The 21,485-nt window shown below is 65.9% G+C and carries 15 protein-coding genes and 1 pseudogene; 8 read left to right on the forward strand and 8 right to left on the reverse strand.

Annotated elements, in window-relative coordinates; genetic code table 11:
• Positions 1-123: 123 nt before the first annotated feature.
• Together EBN03_RS20580 and EBN03_RS20585 are read right to left on the reverse strand one after the other, a co-directional pair.
• Entirely contained in the window at positions 124-1,713 is a 1,590-nt protein-coding gene (locus EBN03_RS20580; protein WP_407671193.1) for a glycoside hydrolase family 5 protein, read from the reverse strand.
• Positions 1,714-2,063: 350 nt separating this feature from the next.
• Positions 2,064-2,792: a hypothetical protein gene (locus EBN03_RS20585; protein WP_122189730.1), complete on the reverse strand. Its 729-nt coding sequence runs from the start codon at positions 2,790-2,792 to the stop codon at positions 2,064-2,066.
• Positions 2,793-3,060: 268 nt separating this feature from the next.
• Between EBN03_RS20585 and EBN03_RS20590 the strand changes: the two genes are divergently transcribed.
• The 4 genes from EBN03_RS20590 to EBN03_RS34260 all read left to right on the forward strand — a co-directional run bounded on the left by EBN03_RS20590 (position 3,061) and on the right by EBN03_RS34260 (position 7,137).
• On the forward strand, positions 3,061-3,984 hold the full coding sequence (locus EBN03_RS20590) for a tyrosine-protein phosphatase (protein ID WP_122189731.1): 924 nt from the start codon (positions 3,061-3,063) through the stop codon (positions 3,982-3,984).
• 69 nt (positions 3,985-4,053) lie between these two features.
• Entirely contained in the window at positions 4,054-5,004 is a 951-nt protein-coding gene (locus EBN03_RS20595) for a LysR family transcriptional regulator (RefSeq protein ID WP_122189732.1), read from the forward strand.
• A 429-nt stretch (positions 5,005-5,433) separates the two neighbouring features.
• Complete coding sequence (locus EBN03_RS20600) at positions 5,434-6,762, forward strand: alpha/beta fold hydrolase (protein ID WP_147471650.1); 1,329 nt, start codon at positions 5,434-5,436, stop codon at positions 6,760-6,762.
• Between the two features lie 93 nt (positions 6,763-6,855).
• Positions 6,856-7,137 carry a hypothetical protein gene (locus EBN03_RS34260; protein WP_158675693.1) on the forward strand — a complete coding sequence of 94 codons (282 nt, stop codon included), beginning with the start codon at positions 6,856-6,858 and terminating at the stop codon, positions 7,135-7,137.
• Between the two features lie 129 nt (positions 7,138-7,266).
• Here EBN03_RS34260 and EBN03_RS20610 read toward each other — a convergent pair whose 3' ends face one another.
• The 4 genes from EBN03_RS20610 to EBN03_RS20625 all read right to left on the reverse strand — a co-directional run bounded on the left by EBN03_RS20610 (position 7,267) and on the right by EBN03_RS20625 (position 13,566).
• Positions 7,267-8,217: a LysR family transcriptional regulator gene (locus EBN03_RS20610; protein ID WP_158675694.1), complete on the reverse strand. Its 951-nt coding sequence runs from the start codon at positions 8,215-8,217 to the stop codon at positions 7,267-7,269.
• A 56-nt stretch (positions 8,218-8,273) separates the two neighbouring features.
• On the reverse strand, positions 8,274-9,413 hold the full coding sequence (locus EBN03_RS20615) for a GGDEF domain-containing protein (RefSeq protein ID WP_122189917.1): 1,140 nt from the start codon (positions 9,411-9,413) through the stop codon (positions 8,274-8,276).
• 37 nt (positions 9,414-9,450) lie between these two features.
• Complete coding sequence (locus EBN03_RS20620) at positions 9,451-9,780, reverse strand: hypothetical protein (protein ID WP_122189735.1); 330 nt, start codon at positions 9,778-9,780, stop codon at positions 9,451-9,453.
• 1,440 nt (positions 9,781-11,220) lie between these two features.
• Positions 11,221-13,566, reverse strand: a complete 2,346-nt coding sequence (locus EBN03_RS20625) for an ATP-binding protein (protein ID WP_122189736.1) — start codon at positions 13,564-13,566, stop codon at positions 11,221-11,223.
• A 214-nt stretch (positions 13,567-13,780) separates the two neighbouring features.
• On the opposite strand from EBN03_RS20625, the gene EBN03_RS20630 reads away from it, so the two are divergent.
• From EBN03_RS20630 to EBN03_RS20640, 3 genes and pseudogenes are all read left to right on the forward strand, one after another.
• Positions 13,781-14,221: an MFS transporter gene (locus EBN03_RS20630; protein ID WP_147471651.1), complete on the forward strand. Its 441-nt coding sequence runs from the start codon at positions 13,781-13,783 to the stop codon at positions 14,219-14,221.
• Positions 14,222-15,057: 836 nt separating this feature from the next.
• A complete protein-coding gene (locus EBN03_RS20635; RefSeq protein ID WP_233608490.1) occupies positions 15,058-15,843 on the forward strand; it encodes a YdcF family protein in 786 nt (261 codons plus the stop codon).
• A gap of 164 nt (positions 15,844-16,007) precedes the next feature.
• A pseudogene (locus EBN03_RS20640) lies at positions 16,008-16,487 on the forward strand (IS3-like element ISMysp3 family transposase); the annotation flags it as partial.
• Positions 16,488-16,751: 264 nt separating this feature from the next.
• Here the strand turns inward: EBN03_RS20640 and EBN03_RS20645 are convergent.
• Positions 16,752-18,446, reverse strand: a complete 1,695-nt coding sequence (locus EBN03_RS20645; protein WP_122189739.1) for an SMP-30/gluconolactonase/LRE family protein — start codon at positions 18,444-18,446, stop codon at positions 16,752-16,754.
• Positions 18,447-18,674: 228 nt separating this feature from the next.
• Between EBN03_RS20645 and EBN03_RS20650 the strand changes: the two genes are divergently transcribed.
• Complete coding sequence (locus tag EBN03_RS20650) at positions 18,675-19,310, forward strand: TetR/AcrR family transcriptional regulator (protein WP_122189740.1); 636 nt, start codon at positions 18,675-18,677, stop codon at positions 19,308-19,310.
• A 114-nt stretch (positions 19,311-19,424) separates the two neighbouring features.
• Here EBN03_RS20650 and EBN03_RS20655 read toward each other — a convergent pair whose 3' ends face one another.
• A complete protein-coding gene (locus tag EBN03_RS20655) occupies positions 19,425-21,236 on the reverse strand; it encodes an MFS transporter (protein WP_122189741.1) in 1,812 nt (603 codons plus the stop codon).
• Positions 21,237-21,485: the final 249 nt, after the last annotated feature.

Genomic DNA, 21,485 nt, shown 5'->3' on the forward strand with positions numbered 1-21,485 from the left:
GGCGTTACGGTGGGACACGAAGACCTCCGGAAGTGGGTGTGTTCCTAGACAGCTCGCACTTCACTCGGAGGTCTTCGTCATGTCACCTCGCCACGCCGTCACCAACGTCTGTGGTCAGTACACCTAGGAGCCCGACGAGCCGGTGCCGGAGCCGGCGGATTCGGACGAACCCGCGGAACCCGTTGCGGAACCGGCAGATCCGGACGAGGCCGAACCCGTCCCGCCGGCGGTACCGGGCTTGCCCAGCGAATACCGGCCGTTGGTGGTTCCGGTCACCTGCCAGCCACCGGCGACCTGAGTCACGACGAGCCCGGTGACACCGGTGGCTTGCGGATCCGGTCGCTGCCCGCCCGGATACCAGGCCTCCAGACGGCCGCGGCCCTCACCGGCGAAACCGTCTGCGGCGAGCGAGGTCAGCGTGCCCGGCGCGGCACGCGGGTAGGCGCGCGCCAGCGGAGCCGCGTAGGCGGCCGGCTGCCCCAGCGGCGTTCCCGACGGGCAGGAGACGGGATTGATGTTGCCGGTCGGCTTGTCGGTGTTGCCACCCGCCACGACGTGCGGGTCACCGCAGGTCTGCTTCCAGGACCACCACGCACCCCCCATGCGATGCGCGTTCTCCTGGTCGACGAAGCGGTTCACCTTCGACTCGTCGGCGGCCGGGTCGCCGAACCAGCCCCATTCTCCGGTCCACAGCGGCACCCGGTAGCGGGCCGCCGCGGCCTCGGCCAGATCGAAGCCCTGCTCGATCGTGGGGAACGAGTTGTCGACGTTGATGGACTCGCTGTAGAGATGCGGTGCGAACACTGCCAGCGGGTCGGTGATGTCCTGGGTGGGCGGGGTCGCGTCCAGCCCGAGGGCCGACCAGATCGCGCTCGGCTCGAACATCGCCAGATGCGCCATGCCGCCGCGTTCGCCTTGGCGGATGGCCGCGATCGCGCGCTGGTAGTAGCGGCCGAGCTGCGCGGCGGCCGTGAACGGGTCGCGCAGACCGGGATTGGGCTCGTTCATCAGGTCGTAGCCGGCGACCGCCGGTTCGTCCTTGAACTCGGCGGCCAGCCGGGCCCAGGTGGCGACCAGGTGATCCTGGATGCCGTCGGTGTTGTCGTAGAAGTGCTGGAACGCGTCGGCCACCGCGGGCGAGGCCTCGCGGAGGTGGCCGATATTGCAGGTGGTGTTGCCGTCGGTGATGGTCGCCCAGCCGGGTGCGCCGTCCCAGCCGTATCCGCGGCTCATGAACGACGGGCAGGTCGCCCCGGCGGGTGTGCCCACGGTCTTGCCCCAGGCGTCCTGGTGCATGTCCAGCACGGTGTAGATCCCGTGCGCCTTCGCCTGATTCACCGCGCTGCGGATGCGGGCCACGTAGCCCTCGTCGAACGCGCCCGGTGTCGGTTCCAGCGCGGACCAGGCGATATTGAGCCGCACCACATCGACCCCGAGTGCCGCCATTTGTGCGAAATCGGTGTCGTCGAGGGGTGCCACGGTGGGCAGATTCGGATCGTTGCGCGCATAGTCGTTGAGTTGGTTGACATTCATCCCGCGCAACAGGACCGTACGGCCGGTGACATCGGTGAGCGTGCCGTTGGTGACGGTGAGCTGCGGAAGCGTCCAGCCGTTCGACTCGTCCGCGGTCGCCGGCGCGGCATGCAATACCGTTCCCGTGCACAGCATTGCCGCCGCAGCGGCCGGAGCGAGGACTTTACCGCGCAGTTTCAAAGCTCACCTCTCGGTTGCTCCGCTCTCGGACAACCGCCGGCGGAGATGTACGGTAGGTCACGGTACTGCCGAGGCGGAGCGTCCGGAAACAACTGTGGGCCTTCGATTTACTATCTCGGGTTGTAGATCGTCGATCTCCTGCGCTGTGCGGCAATCGATCCCCGCGCATGGTCGTTTCGGTTGCAGACCGGGCCACCCTGGGCTCCATCCACAGTTCCCACGGACGCGTGTGGCCCCACAACAGAGGAAGGCCACCACCGTTGTCGCCGCGTACGGTGGTGGCCCTGCTCGATGTTTTCAGCTCGGTGGGGTACGGGCTGTGGCCGGCCCGGCTACAGCACTGTCGTGGTTCAGCTGCCGGGGAGCAGGTTCTTGATGATCTGGGTGATGCCGTCGGTGACCGAGCCGGTGGAGCTGAGCTGGTTGGCCGCGGATCCGACGCCGTTGGCGTCGGCACTGCCCAGCAGTGCTTCACCGGGGTTCTGTGCCCGGGAGGTGAAGCAGACGCCGACTTCGGGGATGTCGTTGCCGACACCGACGGTGCCGTCGGCTCCCATGCCGCCGCTGGTGATCTGCTGTCCGTCCTGGACCGTGGTGGGGATCTTGTAGGAGATGGTCAGGGTCACCGGGTTTCCGGAATTGACGAACCACCCGGTGCTGTGGACACCCCAGCCGACCTGCCCCGAGCTGGTGGACGTGTTCGGTGACGGCGTGACGTCCTCGGCGACTTGGCCTTGCCCGAGGTGGTAGGCGGTGACGGTGGCCTTGACCGGCGTGCCGAAACCTGTGGGCGGATAGTCGTAGATCCCGTTCACGTACGGGTTTCCGATGCTGGTGGTACCGACGACGTCGGTGTAGGTCACGATGGTGCCGGCGGCGAACGTCGCGGCCGACACGGACTTGGCGTAGGTGTGGTTGATCCAGGCTCCCGACCAGCCGGCGTTGCGGGTGGCGTTCGCGGTCTGGCTGCAGCCCGTCCCGGTGTCGGCGGTCGCGGCTCCGGTGCCCGCGGCGGCGACACCGGCCAGTACGAGACTCGTGACGGCCAGTTCGGCTGCCGCTTTCGAATATTTGAACATGATTCCTTCCGCCGGCCCCGGGAATGTCGGAGCCGAATTACCGCTCGAGCGAGGAAACGGGAGCCGAAGCTCACGCCGGGAAACGGTAGAACATGCCGGAAAGGAACTGAAACCGTATTTCGTGGATGACTGACAACAGGAAATTGTGAACTGCCCGGCAACAACTGTTTCCGGTAGTGCCCTGCGCAACTCTACAGTCCCTTACGCCGCTCGGTTTCCATCCGGATCGGCTCGACCACAGGCTCCCACGCACAGCAAGCAGGTACAGATGTCGCACCTCCCGACCCGTCGCCCCGGCGTCGCGCTCACCGGCCTGATCGCACTCGGCATACTGCTCGGCGACTCGGGAGCCGCGCAGGCACAGCCCACGGACATAGCCGGATCGCCTTCGGGTGCACCCGGAACCGGTTCGACCTCGGGCTCGGGCGGCTCCTTCGCGGCACCGGATCCGGTGTCCACGCTGCCGGCCCCCGCGACGACCGCGATCCGGCTCGCGGGCGCCCCGAACTTCCGCGACATCGGCGGTTACCGCACCGCGGACGGCCACACAGTACGTACCGGAAAGGTGTTCCGGTCCAACAAGCTCGGCGGGCTCACCGACGCCGACCTGGCCACACTGGCCGCCGCGAACGTGAACCTGGACGTCGACCTGCGCAACACCTCCGAGCGCGCGGCGGCGCCCGACCGGGTCCCGGCCGGGGCTCGGTACCAGGTCGCAGACGTGGAGAGCGCCGACGGCGGGGTGTCCTTCCACGACTTCCCGGCCGTCACCCTCGGCGTCGCGGTGGTCGACGGCCTGCTCAACGGCAGCACCGACCTGGGTCAGTCGGTCTTCTACCCGTTCATGATCGACTACCACGGTGGCGACGTAGCCTTCGGCTCGCTGCTCACCGCCATAGCACAGAACACCGGCGGCGCGACGATCTACCACTGCACCTACGGCAAGGACCGCACCGGCTGGGCGACCGCGGTGCTCCTCACCATCCTGGGGGTGCCGCGCGACGTGGTGAACGCCGATTATCTGGCCAGCAACGCCGAACTGGGAAATCCCACCGCCGTCCAATTGTCTTGGCTCGAAGCGGCTTTCAACGAAGTCGACCGGCTGTACGGCAGCTTCGACGCCTACGTACACGACGGCCTCGGCCTGAGTCAGGCCACCGTCGACACACTTCGCGCCGAACTGCTGAACTGATCGTTTGTCGCAGAATTCCGTCTTCTGAAAACGCCGAAATCGGCCGGAAATTCGCCATAGACTGGCGGCATGGAGGTCCACACCAGGCAGTTGGAATACTTTATCGCGGTGGCGGAGGAGCTGAGCTTCACCCGGGCGTCGCAGCGGTTGCGGGTTTCGCAGCAGGGCCTCAGCGCTCAGATCAAGCAGCTGGAGAACTTGATGGGTGTCGTCTTGTTCTCGCGCACCACCAGATATGTCGAATTGACCGCCGCCGGTTCGGTTTTCCTGCAGGATATTCGAGGCGCCCTGAGCAGCTTGGGCGCGGCGGTCGAACACGCGCGGTCGGTGCATCGCGGTGAGCGGGATCGGCTGGTGCTCGGCGCGCTCGAAGGCGCGGCGCTGACTCTGACCGAACCGATCCTGTCGGCCTTCCGGAATCGGCACCCCGGTGTGACGGTGGAGATGAAACAGTTCACCTACCAGGACCCGTCCGCCGGCCTGGTCAGTGGAGCGGTGGACGTGGCTTTTGCGCGCCGGCCGTTCGTCGAGGACGGGGTCAGGTTCGAATCCCTGTTCGCCGAGCCCGTCGTGGTGATGGTGCCGACCGGCCACCGGCTGGCCGAGCGGTCTTCGGTGCACGCATCGGACATTCTCGGCGAGCCGCTGCTCGGCGCGACCACGGCCGACCCGATATGGAATGCGTTCTGGGAGTTGGAGGCTCATCGGAACGGTTGCCCGGCACCGGTGGTGTCGCGCTCCAATTCGCTGCTGGAGGAGCTGCACAAGGTGGCCACCGGGGTCGGGGTGGTACTCACGGTGGCGTGCGCTCGCTGGATTCCGTTCCCCGGCGTGCGGCTGGTGCCGATCGTCGATGTTCCGCCCAACGAGGTCGTGGTCGGCTGGTGTAGCGGCCGCGAGACGGCCCTGGTCCGCTCGTTCGTCGATATCGCGCGGACAATTCGCGATTCCCATCCGGAGTTGGTGGAAGCGCTCGAGCAGCCGGACTTCTCGGACTGCACAGTGCCGGCGCATCTGTAACCGGTGTTCGACAACATTTCGTTGTCAATGGACCACGAAGAACGGTTTCTCTTCGCAATTACCCCGGCCTAACGTCTCTCTCGGGAGCAACGGTGCTCCCGCCCGGCATGCGTCGTATCGCAATCCCATGCTCGATACGGCGTGTGCCGATCTCTATGGAAGAGGGAGTAATTCATGGGTTCCGCGGAACAATTCATCGTGCAGGCACTGCTCGGCCAGCTGCAGAAGATGCTGCTCGCCGGCCTCTCGGGTCTGATCGCCTGACCTCGACGGAGGGTGGGCGCGTCCCTGGCCCGCGCTCGCCCTCTGCCGGACCCGGTACCTGTGCGGCGGGTACGGCCCGGTACCGCATGACAACCGGGCTGCCTGAATCTGTAACAACTGTCCAGAGCCTCGCGACCAACCGGCTGTGACAGGAGAAGACCTGCAGTGAGCGAGCCACGAGAATCGGAGCCGCGCAGGCGGGTTCGCAGCCGGTGGCGGATCGCCCTGGGACTGGCGACCGTCGGCTGCGGAATCGTCATGGCCATCGTCGCCGGGGCCTTGGCGGTAGGCATGACCGCGCTCGTGGTGGACACTCCTGCGCTCTTTCTCGGTACCGGACTGGCGGTCGCGGTTGCGCTCTGTTTTTTGCTGAGCTGGTGGGGATTTCGACTGGCGGGATTACATCGCGCGAAGTCCGGTGCGGTCGTATCGAGTTCGGTGATCGCGGTGGCGATAACGGCCTTGGCGGCGGCGACGATACTGCGTCCGTTCCCCGCCCAGCCGGAATCCGCGGTACCCGCGTCCGTCCAGTACTGGGACCTGCCGACCGGGTCGCGAATCGCCTACGTCCATACCCCGGCCGCCGCTGGCCACCCCCCGAATCCGCCGGTCGTCTTCGTGCACGGCGGGCCGGGAACCCCCGGCGAGGGCATACCGGTCGGCGGCGGCGAACTCGCCGCGCAGGGATTCGACGTGTACGCCTACGACCAGGTGGGGGCGGGCCGATCGACCCGGCTCGGTGATGTGACCGAGTACACCGTGGGGCGTCAGGTGGCCGATCTCGACGCGATCCGGCAACAACTCGGAGCCGAGCAGCTCGTCCTGGTCGGGCGTTCCTGGGGCGGGTCGCTCACGGCGCAGTACATCGCCGCACACCCCGACCGCGTCGCGAAGGCTGTCTTCGTCGCGCCGGGCGCGATCTGGCCGAAGGCATTTCCCGCTGGTGTCGGCGAGCCGTGGCACGACATGGATCCCGCTCAGCAGGCGCGCTACGACGAATTGATGGACAGCCCGCGCGTTCTCGTCCAATCCCTGCTGATGGGCCTCAACCCCAATGCCGCGCACGCGTTCGTCCCCGACGCCGAAGCCGACTCGTGGATGCACGAGGTCGCCCTCACCGGACGCGACGGGACCTCGTGCTCACACCAGGTGACCACACCACCGCACAACAATCCGCAGGGCTTCTACGTCAACCAGATGACGACCGCCGATTTCGATTCCGTCCCGGATCCCAGACCCACGCTGGCGACCGCGCGGGTGCCGGTGCTGGTCATGGCAGCCCAGTGCGACTTCCTGCGTTGGCCGGTCACGCGTGAGTACCGCGATGTCTTCCCGGACGCCATGCTGGTCGACATCCACGGTGCCGGCCACGGGGTGTCGGCGGACCAGCCCGAGATCTATACACGTCTGCTCGAAAGCTTCCTCGGCGATCGGCCGCTACCCCTGCCGGCCTACACCGCTCAGGACCCACCGCCGGGACGCTGGACCCGCTGATCGTGCGCCGAACGTCGGCCGATCATGGATTCGTACCGCCCATGCCGTCCGCGATCTGTGCGCGCGAGGTGAATCCGAGTTCGGTGAGGATACATGTCCCTGGGCGGTGCGCTGGGAAATCACCAGCTCGTCGGCGATCTGCTTGTCGGTCATGCCTTTGCGATGGTTTATCGGAGAACGCAGAAGGGTGACGCCGGTGTTGCGGTGTCACCCCTCGGTTCACTCGATGCCGACCTGCTACTTCACACCAGAAAGTGCGGACTGGATCGCGTGCTGCAGCTGGCTCACGATCATCTGCGCCAGCGCGTTGGCGACGGAACCCATATCAATTCTCCTTCATTCGGGACGAAATTCAGCTCGTCTCGCTTAGCGTGATGAGGAATGCGGCGCGAGACGAGCCTGTTCGCGAGCAATCGAGCTCACTTCGAAAACAGTATCGGCGGAATTCGGACAAGGGAAACCACTGTTCGTGGATTAACGACCGTGAATCGTTGTAAATTCCGGTCACAGCCGCAGCGGTACTGTGCGGTCGCCGAAATCGGGTTTCTGGAGTTGTATGACCAGTTCGGGATGGGAATCGCGGATCGTGCGGGCGATGTCGACGAACGAGCGGACCAACGGGGTCTCGTGGTCCTCGCGCCACGCGACAGCGACCTCGTTCGGTGGGGTGTCGGCGATCGGTATCAGGCTGATGCCGGGGAACGGGATCCAGCGGGCGCAGGCCACCGTGATCACCACCCCGGCCCCGGTGGCGACCTTGTGCAATTCGGCGAGTAGGGCGTTCGATCGGGTCACGATCCCGGTGCGGTGCTCGTCGCGGTGCGCGTCCAGCTCCCAGAAGGCGTTCCAGACCGGATCGGTCGTCGCCGCGCCCAACAGCGGTTCGTCGAGCAGTTCGTGTGCGAACACTTCGGTGCGGTCGGCCAGACGATGGTCGGCGGGGACCATGACCATCAGTGGTTCGGTGAACAACGTCTCGAACCGGATCCCGTCGTCGGTGAACGGCCGTCGGGTGAAGGCGACATCCACCAGGCCGCGAGTCAGGCCCGCTGACGGGTCGTGGTAGGTGAACTGCCGCCATTCCAGCGTGATTCCGGGATGCCGTTTCCGGAAGGCTGCCACAATGGGCTCGGTCAAGGTGAGTGCCGCCCCCTCCAGCGCACCCAGGACCAGCCGATCCTGGTCGCTACGGTGTGCCGACCGCGCCCGGTCGACTGCGGTGTTCAGTCCGGTCAGCATGCCGCGCAGATCCTGCAGGAATACCGCACCGGCAGCGGTCAGATCGACGCTACGGGTCGTGCGGGAGAACAGCACGACCTTCATTCCTTGTTCGAGCTGCTTGATCTGGGCGCTGAGCCCCTGCTGCGATATGTGCAGCCGCCGGGCTGCTCGGGTGAAACTGCGCTCCTCGGCGACCGCGATGAAGTAGTGCAGCTGGCGAGTGTGAATTTCCATGTGCGGGCAACCTGAGGTGATCGAAGGGGCGTTCGTGATCTGTGGAACCGGCTCGCTCATGTCCATATCGAGACCTGGTTTCCACCTGCGCGTTTCGCGCGGTACATGGCGGTATCGGACTTGCGGACCAGGTCCTCGAGGGCGGCCGACCCGGTGCCGGTCACGGCCACACCGATGCTGGCCGTCACCCGTCCGCCGTCGGCCTCGAGCGCATGGCACAGGCGCCTGGCTTCGGCCGCGGCGGCCGGCTCGGCCAGGCGGGCGAGGACGATGAACTCCTCTCCACCGTTGCGGGCGACCACCGCACCCGGCGGAACGGTCGCCCGCAGGCAGCCCGCGACCCGAACCAGCACGCGGTCGCCGGCGGTGTGACCGAAAGTGTCGTTCACGCACTTGAATCGGTCCAGATCGATGGTCATCAGGCAGATCGGCCCGCGCATACCGGGCCCGAACCAGGACGACGCGTAGTAGTCCAGGCCGCGCCGGTTGAGCAGGCCGGTCAGCGGATCGGTCAGGGAGTCCATGCGCAGCACCCAGTAGCAGAAATGCAGCGCCGGCATCAGCATGACCGTTACCGCGGCCATGATCAGCACCACCGACGCGGCCTCGGCGGTGTCACCGTTGTGCTCGTGGAGCAGCAGCCCGGTCAGTGCCAGCACCGACAGCAGCGACCATCCCGCATGCAGTGCCAGCACCCGCGGCCCGTGGAACATGGCCAGGTAGCCGCCGGTGACGACTAGCTGCATCAGGCTGAGCGCCCCGAACAGCCGGCAGCTTTCCGCCAGGCAGCCGGCGGTGATCATCACGTCCGAGCCGGCCATCAGCAGCAGCGAACGGCGCTCGCTCGGCCACGGTCCGAGGGCCCAGCTCACCGCCCAGGCCACGGCCATGACGGTATTGAAGGCCGTGATCTGCCTGGCCGAGGCATGCGGACCGGCACAGGAGACCAGATTCAGTCCGGTGATCAGGGCCAGCGCCGCGCCGGTGATCGCGACGATGCCCTTCATCATGCGCAGCGCACCGTGAGTCTCCAAGGTGCGGATCAGCCATCGGTAGTCGAGGCGGTCGCGCCACCAGGCGCCGACAGCACCCCAGCCCCCGGCCGTCGATGCGCCGCCCGCGACCTTCGACACCGTCGATCGCTCCGGCGGAGCGATCGACGGGCGGCCAGACAGTTCCTGACCATCCACGGACATCGGCATGTGATTCCCTCCGAACGAGCGCCACCGAACCTCAAGCCGCCAGTTCCCAGACATGGGCGCTACCGCGGGCGGCCAGGAAGTCGAGCAGGCAGATCCGGGGGATCGCCATGCCGCCGAGATGCCCCGGCAGGGTGAACACGGTGTGTGCGCCGGAGCGGCGGCACTCCATGGCGAGCTCCGCGAAGGCTTCGGGCAGGGTCGCGCTCTGCGGTGCGTCCTCGTAGAAGACGGTTGCGAGCTCGTGACCGTGCTCCGCGGCCGCCGCGGTCAATCGTGCGACGGTTCCCGCGAGCGACTGGGGCGAGATCAGATCCATGCGCAGGTATCCGTAGGCGAGTGGACTGCAGAGCTGGTGGTTCATGAGCGCATCCCGCTCTCGCCACGGGTCGCGCGGGCAACCGCACGGCAACGCCGGATCAGGAACGTGTCGTCTGGACGACGGGTGCTGTCGACGTCGGCACCCATCGAGCGCTGGGCAGTGGATGGGAACATTCAGGTCTCCGTTGACGTGCTGGTGAACTGCTTCAGCATCGCCGGTGGGGAGTGCGCGCACCACGGTCGAACGACCGGGGGCATACCTATTTTCTCGCGTACGCGACATCGTCCACGGACAGTCGGGACCGCTGGGAGGGGTGGCGTCGGAGCCGAACCGTTCTCGGTGGCGCGGCTCGGCACAGGCCGGGTCCCGATGACGAGCCGACGCGGTTGTGATGCGTGTTTTGCCGCGGCCGGCGGCGGGCGTGTGCCCTGATCTCTCCGGGCGAATTTCGTGTAGATCAATTTCTGTGCTCTACCTGTATCTGAATGGCGCACTCGACGGTATTCGAGTGTTGGGGGTCTTCAACGATAACTTCTTGTCGTTATTGTCCTGCCGCGGTGCCAGGCTGCGAGTGCATCAACGTAATCAAACAACTTCTTGTTGTCGAATTACCACTAAGAATGGTTTCTGTTCTTCCTCTTCTCGGTTCAAGGTCTCGTCCGGAGCGATGTAGCTCACGCCGGTGTGCTTCATATCGAAATTTGCTCGATACGAGGCGCTCCGATGGCGGCGGAAAGTAGGAGAAAGCTCATGGGTTCCGCGGAACAGCTCATCGCGCAGGGACTGTCGGGCCAGCTGCAGAGGATGCTGCTCCGGCAGCCTCTCAGGTGTGATCGCCTGATCCGACGGGGCGGGCGTACCGTTCCGCGCCCGCCCTCCAGCCGTACCTGGGTACCTGTCACCCCGGCCGCATCGTCGAAGCCGGAACCGACTCCTACCGCCTCGGTCGCACCGCCCATGTGGCAGCCACCGCCGCGAGGCAATGACGTTGATATTCACCGATCGATCGCGGATCACATAGATTTCCGCGGCACGTAGACGCATGTCGTCTTCTCGGGGCGAACGTTCTGCTACAGCGCCGGTGGTGCCTGTGCCCGGGCACTTGCCGCCGACCACGCTCGAGCGGTCGGAGTCCCTGAGCACCAGCTCGATTGGCGCTGACCGACTACCGCTACCCGCGCCCGATCGACCGAGCTCCCACGGTCATCGATATTGGCTACCGCGTCCTGCGTTGCTGGGCGTCCTGGACTACGTCGAGGGGCGCGGGTGCGGCTGGTCCGGCAAGCACAGGCGCCCGCCGGTGCGACCGGATCCCCGGCCGGCGCCTCGTAGCAGCGACATCCGGACGGTGACTGGTGCTCGTGGAACCCGATGGGCGGCAGACGACGCCGCCGCTGAACGTGATCGGGTCTTGGCGTTGGGGTTGACCGGTTGGCCCATGAGCGTAGGCTCGCTCACTTGTCGGACCGATGTCGCAGTCGATCACTTCCGCTTCTCGGCAACCCAGGCCGCGATCTGGCTTCTCGATGTGAACCCGAGCTTGGCCAGGATGTGCTCGACGTGGCCCTGGGCTGTGCGGAACGAGATCACCAAGGTGGAGGCGATCTCCCTGTTGGTCAATCCCTTCATGACAAGGTCGGCGACCTCGGCCTCGCGGCGGGTCAACACCTGTGCGTCCGGGGTCGCCGGGGGCTCGTCGGCAGGGCCCTCGCCGAGCCCGTACGCGATGGATTCGTCGAAACTCATGGCGGTTCCGGCGCGAAACGCGACTTGGTAGGCTCGGCTCCCGAGTGCCTCGCGGGTGAGCTGCTCGCACTCGTCGTGGTTGTCGAGCAGGTTCGGGAGGGTCACCGAGATCCTTCCGACCGTCCGTGCGAGCGTCACCGCGGCGCCCATCAGGACGGCGGCCCGGGTCGGCTGGTCCTCACGTATCGCGGCCCAGGCCAACGACTCGAGGCACCAGCCCGTCACGACCGGGTCCTTGACCTGCCGGAGGAGCCGCAACGCCGATTTCACGAGGGCTGTTGCCCGATCGGTGTCTCCCGCCTGCAGTGCTGTCAGCGCGAGAGCCCATGACGAGTACGCACGGTAGATGGACTCACCGCGCGGTGCGGTGATCGCAAGCACCTGCTCATGACAGGCGACCGCGGTCTCATCGTCCCCGGACAGTCCGCTCGCGATCGCCAGGCCGAGAATCCCGCCTATCGATCGTGCGATCTGGAGCCCAGTCCCAGTCGGGTGGGAGCCAGCGGCGGGTGCGCCGGCGAGGGCCGACCGGAACCGCTCGACCGCCGCCGCGAGGTCTCCGGTGAACATCGCCAGATATCCTCGAGCGTAGTTCGCGATCTCGATAGACTCCGCGCGCCCCAATTGCTCTGCGAGCGAACAGCATTCCACCGCCCGAGCCGCGGCCTCATCGAGTTGAAACTGCATCCCCGCGAACAAAGAGTCACCGTACAAGGTCTTGACGCGTTCCTCGGCCCCCGCGGTGTCGGAGCCGTTGAGGCAGCGGCCCATCCAGTGCCGGCCTTCCGCCAACAGACCCCGGCACTGCCAGAACAGCCACAAGGCGTTCACCATGCGCGCGGTGACATCCGGGTCGGTGGCGACGACCGATTCGGTCATACTGAACGTCAGAGCCTCTCGCAGGTTCGGCTGCTCCCGATCGAACCGCTCGACCCAACCCGCCTGGTCGGGGCCGATCCAGTCGATCTCGACCCGCTTCACCAACCGCTCGTACCACGAGAGGTGCCGCCGCCGCACCCTGGACAGGTCGCCGGATTCGCGCAGTTTCTCCCTGCCGTAGTCGCGGATCGTCTCGGCCATGACCAGGCGAACGACATCGCCGACCTGCTCACGGCCCAGGATCGACTTGTCCACAAGCGATGCCACCGTGTCCAGGAGGTCGTCTCCGAACACCTCCTCGGGACAGACGCCCTCGGCCGCGTCGAGCTCGAATCCGCCCACGAACACCGACAACCAGGCCCACAGCTTCTGTTCTTGTTCGGTGCACAGTTCGTAGCTCCAGTCCACGCACGACCGCATCGTCTGCTGCCGGGTGGGCGCGAGCCTGGAACCGCGGGTGAGCAACTGGTACCGGTCGGTCAACCGTTGCAGGATCTGGCCGGCGGACATCACCCGGATCCGCGCCGCCGCCAACTCGATCGCCAACGGAAGCCCTTCCAGCCTCTTGCAGATCCCCACCACCTCAGCACAATTGGCCGCACTGAGGGCGAAGTCGGGCACCGACGCGGCCGCCCGGGAGGCGAACAGTGCCACCGCCTCGTACTGGGGCATCGACTCGAGCAGCGGAGACCACTGGGCGTCCGGAACCGACAACGGTGGAACCCGCAACATACGCTCCCCTTCCACCCCGAGCAGCTCCCGGCTCGTCGCCAGAATCCGCACCCCGGAACACGCCCGAAGCAGCGTCTTCACTAACTCCGCGACAGCACCCAGCAGGTGCTCGCAGTTGTCCAGGACCAACAGCGCCTGCCCGGGCGAGAAGTGATCGATCAGCAGTTGGGACAAAGACCGACCGGGTTGATCCGGCAGTCCGAGCGCGGCGGTCACGGTCTCGGCCACTAGAGCGGGATCGTTCAGTTCACCGAGTGGAACGAACCACACCCCGTCGGCGAACGACCGCCGGGAGTCCGCCGCGACCCGCATCGCCAACCGGGTCTTTCCCACGCCACCGGTGCCAGTCAACGTCACCAACGGCGAGGTCGCCAGCAACCGCCGCGCCTCGGCCACCTCCCGGCGCCGACCGACGAAACTCGTCAACTCCAGCGGCAGATTCCCGGGCGCTGCGTTTACCGACGTCTCCATCGAGCAAGCCCTCCTGTCACCGCCAATCTGGTTCGAACGCTACCCCTGACAGGCTTCCGACCAGCCGATAGTCGCCATGTCGTTGCCCGAGGTGAGACGCGGTGGGGAATCACTGGTGCACCGCAGCAGAGCGCGGATCACAGTCGCCCGCTGCGTCGCCGATCAGGACGATGAACAGTGGTACCGAGAGGTCGCGGGACGATCTCGGCTATGGATGGAGCGACCCACCGACGGCGAGCGGTTGGTTTCCGACGGGGGAACCGGAAGGGTGTCGGCATCGTCATTGGCTGTGGCCGTTGATGACATTGATTGGATCGAAAGCAAGCCCTGGTTGACGCTGGGCTGGACCCCGAGGATCCGCGAGTCTGGGCTGATCGATCTGGATCCACTGGATGACACGTTCGGTCGCTGGCGGCTGCTGTTGATCGGTATCTTCTTGCTCGCGGTGTCCTCGGCCGTGCGGTGCGGCCGTCGCCCGGCGATGATGGTCGCGGGCCGGTTCGGTCAGCGGGGCGCAGAGGCGGTTGCCCCCGCGTCACTTGGGATGATCGCGCTGCTGTTCACCGACCCGAAGGAACGGAACAAGGCCTGGGCCTGTGGTGCGGGGCTGGTGACATTGGGGGGAACCCTCGACTACATCGTCGGCGGCTCTTGACCACTGTGTCCGCTGATCTCTGATCGGAATCCACAACGATTCGTGGTCGTTTATCCGCGAGCAGTGGTTTCCCTTGTCTGATTTTCGTGGATATTGTTCCATCGTGAGCAGCGCTCCTCGCTGCCAGGCTCGTCTCGCGCCGTGTCCCTCATCCTGCGTGGTGAGACGAGTCGAATATCGGTTCGAATGAAGGAGAATGCATATGGGTTCTGTGGCCAATACTCTGGCGCAGGCGATCGTCAGCCAACTGACGCACGCGATCAACTCTGCGATTACCGGTTCCGGCGTGAAGAACTAGGTAGTTCCCTGATGTGAGCTGAGGGGTGGCGCCATGCACCGGTTCCATCCCTCTGTGTGTGCCGGTGTGTTTTCGATAAAAGTTGCGTGCCGCCACGGTAAATGGGCGATGTCCCCGGTCGGCGCCTGGCGCAATGGCAACATCGCCCTGACGTGCACATCGTGAGCAGCATTGGGGTGGCGCGCGGACGTGACAGGCGCGATCCTCTGCACGTCCACCGGGGCGTGATGTTCATCGAGCACTATATTGCGCCGAATGGACAATTACCTGTGTCATTTCGACAACAAAATTTTTGATTCCGATTGTTTCATTCCGGGCGATGTGACCCGGGAATCTGCGCGCGCCTCGCGCCGGGGGAGAGGTAACCGCCGGTGTGAACGCTATATGTCCATGTACTTGGCGACTTCGAACGAGGATCCCGGGCACTGACAACAGAATGTTGCGGGCCGTCAAGAAACGAATGTTTCTATCGATAAGTCTGTTCTGAAATCATTATCTGGCGGTCCGAAGTCCGGGCAGCGCCCTCGGAGAAGGATCGATGATCAGCCTGTCACGACACGCACACACCCGGATCGTCGTCAATTCCGCCGCCGTGGCTTTCATGGCGCTCGGAGTCTGCCTGGGCACCGGGATCTCGACTCCCCTCGCGCACAGCCTGCCCGCCACCGGTTCGGCGGGCAGTTCCGCCGCACCGGCGTCCGGCTCGGCCGGAACAGGTTCGGCCTTAGCGATACCAGGCTCCGCCGCACCGGCCACGGCCCCGGATCCCGCCGACTCGGAAGCTGCGGCCATGGACGCGGCCAGCAAGCTGCCCGGCCTCAGCGACGCCTACGGCCCCGACACCGCGATCGTCGTGCTCGGCTACGGCCTGCAGGACGACGGGCAGATGCGCCCGCAGCTGCTGGACCGGCTCTTCGCCGCGTATGCCCAGGCCGTGCTGACACCGCTGGCCCCGGTGATCGTCACCGGCGGCAATCCGGAGAACGGGATCACCGAGGCCGACGCGATGCGGGACTGGCTGATCGGGCACGGCATCGATGCCACCCGGATCCATTCGGAGACCCGGGCGGACAACACCATCGAGAACGCGAAGTACTCGGCGCAGATGATGGACGACATCGGGGCGAAGAACGCGGTCCTGATCACGTCCGCCGACCATCTGCCCCGGGCGCAGCGGGACTTCGCCGACGCTGGGGTCCGGGTCGTCGGCACCGTCGCTTCCGAGGACGTGTCCGACCCGGTGCCGTCCCGTCCGCGCTATGTGGGCGACCACATGTCGGGCCCAGAATGGCAGGCACCCCCGCACTTGGTGCCGCTGCTGTAGCGGGGTGAACCGATATCGCGTGATGGCGGTGCTCAGCGGCGGCGCCAGGTTCGCTCACATCGTCGGCGTCCCGGACAACCACGGCGTCCCCGACCAGATCGCTGCATGGTGCTGGGTCCAGAACAGTGCGGCGCAGGCGGAACCATCGAGATTGCACCGACGCCGTGATCGACGCCTACGCCGGCCGGATCCTGGGCTGGGAATGCTCGACCAGCAAAACCACCGCCTTCGTCGAGTCCGCGATCCGCCAGGCCGCCGTGATCCGCGCACGTGAAGGACATCCGTTGGTGGGCAACACCATTCATCATTCCGATGCCGGGTCTCAATACACAGCGTGGCGGCTCGGGGACACGCTCATGCTGTCGGGCATGGTCCCGTCGATCGGATCGGTGGGCGGCGCATACGATAATGCTTTGGCGGAGACCACAATCGGGCTCTACAAGACCGAAGCGGTCCGTGACGACTCACCGTTCCGGCGCGGCCCGCTACACCGTTTGGCCGATGTCGAACTCCTGACCGCCGACTGGGTCGGCTGGTTCAACAACACCCGGCTGATGCACCGCCTGGGCAGCAAACCGCCGGTCGAGTTCGAAGCCGACTACTATGCCGACCTGACCCAGCAACCCGCCGGAGTCGGAAGACCAGTGCGCACCAGACCCGGGGCGATTCAGACAGCGCCCGGATCGTCAATGATCGGGGTCTCTGTCGGTGGGGCGCGCTACGGCGATCCCCAGGTCCGGCATCGCGCCGGGTAGAAGGATCCGACGATTCGGCGTGCGCCGTCGGCCCATTCAGCCTATGGGTCTTCGTGGGAAGTCGCGGCTGTTCCTTGCCATTCGCTGCCGAGGAAGTTCGATATCGCCTTCCGGCGAAACGCCGCGTGAAGTCTGCGGCGGCCTCCCGGTCGCTCATTCGTGGCTCCGACTTCGCAGGTCGAGTTCGAGTAGTCCGCTGTGGCGAGGCCCCGCCAAATAGAGTCGGTCGAGGCTCTCGGCCGCACTGGTGGCGGAGTGGAACTGCGGGTGAGTGCCGTGGATCTCGTCGACGACGCGGCCTTGGGGGTCGATGGCAATGGCTCGGATTGTGCCGTGGGAGCCGACGATCGCCAGCCAGGCACGCCCATCGACGAAGTCCGAGAGGTTGTCCGGGAAACCGGGGAGGTCTTCCAATACCGGTTCGGTCTGTCCTTGGTTCGGTCCGGCCAGGACGAGTCGGCTCAGGCGCCGGCTACCGGTCTCGACGTACAGGAGAGCTGACCGGTCCGGGGTGATGGAGACTCCACCGGCGTGGTGCAGATCGTCGAGGACGATGTCGATGCGGCCGTTGAGATCTCGGCGAAGAAGTCGTCCGCGCAGGCCCTTCGGTGCGGCGTGGGTGCCCTGCCCGAAGTCGGAAGCGATGGCGGACTCGGTGAGCCAGATGGTGCCGTCCGAGGTCATGGCGGCTGAACGGAATCGCGTTGCCGGGCCGTCGGCGGGTCGGCTGAGTACCTCGATCTCGCCGGATGTCGGGTCGACGCGCAATAGGCCGCGGTGTGAGTCGCAGACCAGCAGGGTGCCGGCGGGCAGGAGTCGCAGTCCTGCGGGGCGGCCGCCTGTATGCGCGACCATCCGGGTCTCGCCGGTGTCAGGGTCGTGGCGGACGATGTGGCCGCTGGCCAGTCCGCAGAGGAGGTGGCCACGGTGGTCGGCGATCACATCCTCTTGGCCCATACCCGGCAACGGGATCGACCGGGCTGCCGGTAGCGGCGCTGCCGACGCGCCGGGCATCGGAGCCCGCGATCGGTGCGGTGCCGCTGCGGGTAGCGGCCGGTGAAGTTCGAGCGGCGGGGTGTGGTCTCGGTCGGACCCGTAGGTGTAGGTCGCCTCCACCGGGTACGCGTGGATGGCTGCGATTACCTCGACCAACAAGGGGGCCGCAGTGACTGGACTGTCCAGCGCGGCCCGCAGACTGGTCCGGTTCCGGGCGCCCAGCACGATGGCGCCATGGAAGCGATGCTCCGGTGGATAGTCGTGAGCCACATTGGGGGAGTCCCCCAACCGCTTCCGAAACGGCCCGAATACCTGGGTTCGCACCTCGGTGATCCCGGGGATGCCCGCGAACGACGCACCCAGCAGATCGTGGACAAGGTACTGGAGTGCCGTCGGGTGGCTGTCCTCACGGCGGCGCAACAAGATCAACGCCCGTGACCCGGTGGGATCGTCGCCGGTCCCGAATATCCGGCCATCGTGGGCGCGGGAGTTGTTCAGTACGCTGCGCGTGAAGAGGTCGGCCTCGTTTGCGGCGACCAACTTGTTGTACCGCATCGACTTCATTCCGGATGTCGCGGTTTCGAACACGATTTCCGCAGTGCCGTCCAATTGCCGGTGCGCAGGAATCTCGGTCTCCACCCCGTCCAGTGCCGGCCACAGGCCTGTCACGTCGGCGGGGAAATGGTGTTGGCGATATTCGCGGACTCCCGGCGTGTGCCCGAGTAGCCGACCGTACATCCCGCTCCAGTGGGCCCTGACCTGCGCGCGTGGCAGATCCGGGCGCAGCCACAACAGCGCTGTTGCCGCGGTTGTGCGCTCGCTGGACCGAGCCGGGCCCGGTGTCGCGGTCATTGCATCCCCTCCGCACTTGTGCCTTTGTGCTGACCGGAGGTGCCGAGTAGCCGTGTGATCGCGGTCACGCTGGACTGGAGACGGTATACGAAGTTGGTGTCGATTTCAACAGACCTCCGATCCTCGCGCGGAAGTGCCGGCGCCGGTCGTCGGCGTGGTGTGGGTCGATAGGTGGGACACGGTGATACGGTGGGATGTCCATCCCTGCGACCAAGCGAGTGATCAGCGTTGGTTTCCGAACCTGTTGCGGCCGAGTCCCGTCGCGCTCTACCCCGCACCAAGCGCGGTGAGCGCACGCGCGCAGCGCTGATCAGTGCGGCGCGTGAGGTGTTCGAGCGCGACGGCTATCTGGATGCCAAGATCGCTGATATCTCCAGGGCCGCAGGCGCTGCCGCCGGCTCGTTCTATACCTACTTCGACGGCAAGGAAGAGATCTTCGCTGCGGTTGTCGACCAGCTGCAGGAGGAGATGCTGCACCCGCATGTCCAGGCGCGCACCGGTGTAACCGATCCCAGGGCGCTGATCGAGGCCGCCAATCGCGACTATCTGTTGTCGTACAAGCGAAATGCGCGCCTGATGGGTGTGTTCGAGGAAGTTGCCCAGATCAACGAGAGCTTCCGTAAGCTCCGGCTCGAGCGGAACAAGGCGTTCATCCAGCGCAACGCCAAGATGATTCGCGAACTACAGGAATCGGGCCGCGCGAGTGCGGATCTCGATCCGGCAATCACCGCTCAGGCACTCTCGGTCATGGTCAGCCGCATGGCCTACGTCGTGTTCGTGCAAAACCAGCGCATCGCCTTCGAAAAGCTGGTCACCACGCTGACCCAGCTGTGGGTCAACGCCCTGCAGTTGACCTCGGAGTAGCCCGGCCGGATCGCGGGGGCGGGTGGAACTGGGCTACGGCGGCGATGAGACAAGCCATCGCCGCCGTAGCGTCACGCCCGATGAAGGGTAGGCATCGGGGTGGTGTCGATGCCGCTACCGCCTGTCGCCGCCATCGGCAATCGGGGTCGATGCCGTGATGCTGAACAGGCTCGAGGTGTCATAGCTGCTGTGAGCGTTCCGGGCGCTCCCGACTCGATTCAGCTCGGCCAGGCCCGCCAGCACCATGGCTTCGTGGCGTTCGGCATCCTGGCGGGCCTTGCTGGGGCTCCATCGGCCACGCATGACGAAAATGAACGGGATGAACAGCAATTGGGCGAGGCAACAGACCCACCACCACGACTGCCATTGCTTCGGGTTGTCCTTCTGTGCCTTGACCACGTCGGCCGAATGTGCGCTCAGGTAGGCCAGATCGGAAGGTGGCACCGGCTGCGTGGCCAGTTGCTGCAGCCGGGCGGCCGCAGACAGGGGGTCTGTCGCCAGCTTGGCGGTAATGAGCTCCTCCACGGCTTCGCCGAATACGGCCTCACTCGGGGGAGTGGCGCTCAGGCCGGCTCTCACCTCCGGTGACAATGCCGACAGCGTCGCGATCTGCTGCGGGTAGGTAGCCGCGATCGCTCCGACGCGGGGACCGTGGTCCACAAGTGTGGACGGTGCGGTGACGACCAGGGTGAACGCTGCCAGCGAGGCCGTGATGATCATCCGTACGGTCCAGCCGAAGATGGCCAGGCCGGTGGCGGTCGCGGCAGGATTGCGGGCCTCGACCGTCTCGGTGTAGGCGGCCATCCACGCGCAGTAGGCGCACGCCGAACCCGCGGCGCCGATCGTCATGACGGCGGCGAGTGTGTAATAACCGGTGTCCGGACGGGTGGCCAATGTGGCGAAAACCGCTGTCGCGCAGAAGCTGACGATCGCACCGATAACCATGAACGGCTTGCGCACGCGCAAGCGATCCGACAGCATCCCGACGGTGATCAGGATGAGGGCGTCCGCACCCCAATACCAGTTGGCGAGTGCGTTGGCGCGGGCCTCGGTGTAGCCGAAGGCGGTCACGAAATACACCACGAACAGGCCTGCGGCGATGTAGTAGAACAGCAGGAACATGCTGATGGCGAAGGCCGAGCCGACTACCTCGAGCTTCAGGAACTGCCGCACTCCGCCGTGCAGCGCCTTCTCCGGATCGATTCCCGCGGCTCGTGCTTCGATCAGCTGTCGATCGCGCAGGCTCACCATCAGTTGGTCTCGCAGTCGGGGAGTGAGCTCGCGCAGGCCGAACAGGGCGATCACCGCGACTACCAGTCCGATCGCACCGCAGATATGGAACTGGTACCGCCAGTCCGGGTGGCTGTCGAGGGTGCGGCTGGACACGGCGGTCACGATCAGGCTGCCCAGCACCGGGCCCATCGTCCAGAAGCCCATGGCTGATGCCCGGCCGAGCTGGGGTGAGAAGTCCCGGATGAGCGCGGGCGTGGCTACCAGCATGATCCCCTCTGTCACGCTGAGCACGCTGAACAGGACGATCCACGCCGGTCCGCCGGAGGAATTCGGCAGACCGGCGAAGACGATCACGCCGGTAACGAACAGGCCGGCGACCACCAGATTCGCCCGCCCCCAGCGGTCTGCCAGCCCAGCCGCCAGGGAACCGAAGGCGCCCACCAGATTTCCCAGTACGGAGATCCAGACGAACTGGGTGAAAGTGAATCCGAAGTCGGTCACGATCTTGGTTACGACCGCTCCCTGTACGTACAGCTCGTAATACAAGACGATGGTGGCCAGCACAGTCACCAGCAGGTAGCCGTACCGTGGGATGGTGTCGGGGTAGCGGTGCAGTTGTCGGCGCCAGATCCAGTCGAGTGCGCCGCTACCCTCCGCCGTACGCGTGGCGGACTCGATCGTACTTCGGGTCATGGGTACCTCCCTGAACCGGACTGTGGCCGGGGTCGATCCGAAACAGTTCGTCATGACGCATCCGCGCATCATGTGAACTGGGACACATGATGCTGGCACGGACATGAATCCGGCGTCAAGTTTGTTTCTGAAATAGATGTCGGGTTCGGTGATCGCCGGCTCTCCCGCGTACGGCCGTCTCGACACCGGAAACCGACCGTCGTCGGCAACGGCATTGGGTGAACACGGTTGTAACCACGCTGAAGCCCC

The organism is Nocardia stercoris (assembly GCF_003696265.1).
Taxonomy (GTDB): domain Bacteria; phylum Actinomycetota; class Actinomycetes; order Mycobacteriales; family Mycobacteriaceae; genus Nocardia; species Nocardia stercoris.